Source organism: Corallococcus sp. CA041A, from assembly GCF_003612075.1.
Taxonomy (GTDB): Bacteria; Myxococcota; Myxococcia; order Myxococcales; family Myxococcaceae; genus Corallococcus; species Corallococcus exiguus.
In genome coordinates, this window is record NZ_RAWF01000557.1 from 1 (window position 1) to 1,036 (window position 1,036).

Here is a 1,036-nt window from a genome sequence, read left to right on the forward strand (position 1 = left end):
GAGACAGCGCTCGGGGGGCTTCGCGGGGGGAAGGGCGCGACCGGCCCGATGCGTGCGAGGGCCGTGCTGGTGGTCGCGCAGGTCGCGCTGGCGCTCGTGCCGCTGGTGGGCGCGGGCCTGATGCTGCGCACGCTCCATGCGCTGCATGCCGTGGCGCCGGGCTTCGACCCGCGAGGCGTCAGCGCGATGGACCTGTCATTCCCCCGCGAGGCCTACGGGAGGGATGACACCCGCCGACGGCAGGTGAGTACGGAGCTGCTGGCGCGGGTGCGGGCGTTGCCGTCGGTGCAGTCCGCGGGACTGGCCAGCACGCTGCCGCTGTGGAACCGCAACGGCTTCAGCGCGGTGGTGCTGCCCGGTGAGACGGAGGCGGAGGCCCAGGCGCGCGAAGCGGTCAACTTCCGCGCGGTGAGCGACGGCTACTTCGCCACGCTGCGCATCCCACTGAAGGAGGGTCGCGACGTGAACGCCACGGACGGCGCGGGCGCGGCGCCGGTGATGGTGGTCAACGAGACCTTCGCGCGGCGCTTCCTTTCAAAGGGCTCCGCGTTGGGCCAGCGCGCACGACTGACGCTCGACGGCGAGCCGTTCCGGGAGGTGGTGGGCGTGGTGGGAGACGTGCACCACGCGAGCCTCGCGGAGGAGCCGCGCGCGGAGGTGTACCTGCCCATGGATCAATTCGAGGGCCTGTTCATGGTCGTCGCCGTCCGCGCCACCCGGGACTCACAGGCGCTGCTGCCCGCGCTGCGCGAACAGCTTCGCGCGGTGGATCCAAGCCTGCCGCTGGTCCAGGTGCGCGACCTGGAGGCCGTGGTGGAGGAGAGCCTGGGCCGCACGCGGGTGATGGGCGGCCTGCTCACGGCCATGGCGGTGCTCGCGCTGACGCTGGCGGGCGTGGGGCTGTACGGCGTGCTGGCGTACACGGTGAGCCAGCGCACGCGCGAGCTGGGCATCCGCATGGCGCTGGGCGCGACGGACCGGCAGGTGCTGTGGCTGGTGGTGGGGCAGGGGCTGCGGCTGGCGGCGATCGGCGTGG

Annotated in this window: 1 protein-coding gene; it reads left to right on the plus strand. The window is 73.4% G+C overall.

The window, feature by feature from the left end:
• Nucleotides 1–48: 48 nt before the first annotated feature.
• Nucleotides 49–1,036 (plus strand): ABC transporter permease (locus D7V77_RS42125; protein WP_233597570.1); only part of this gene is annotated, 988 nt, incomplete at its 3' end.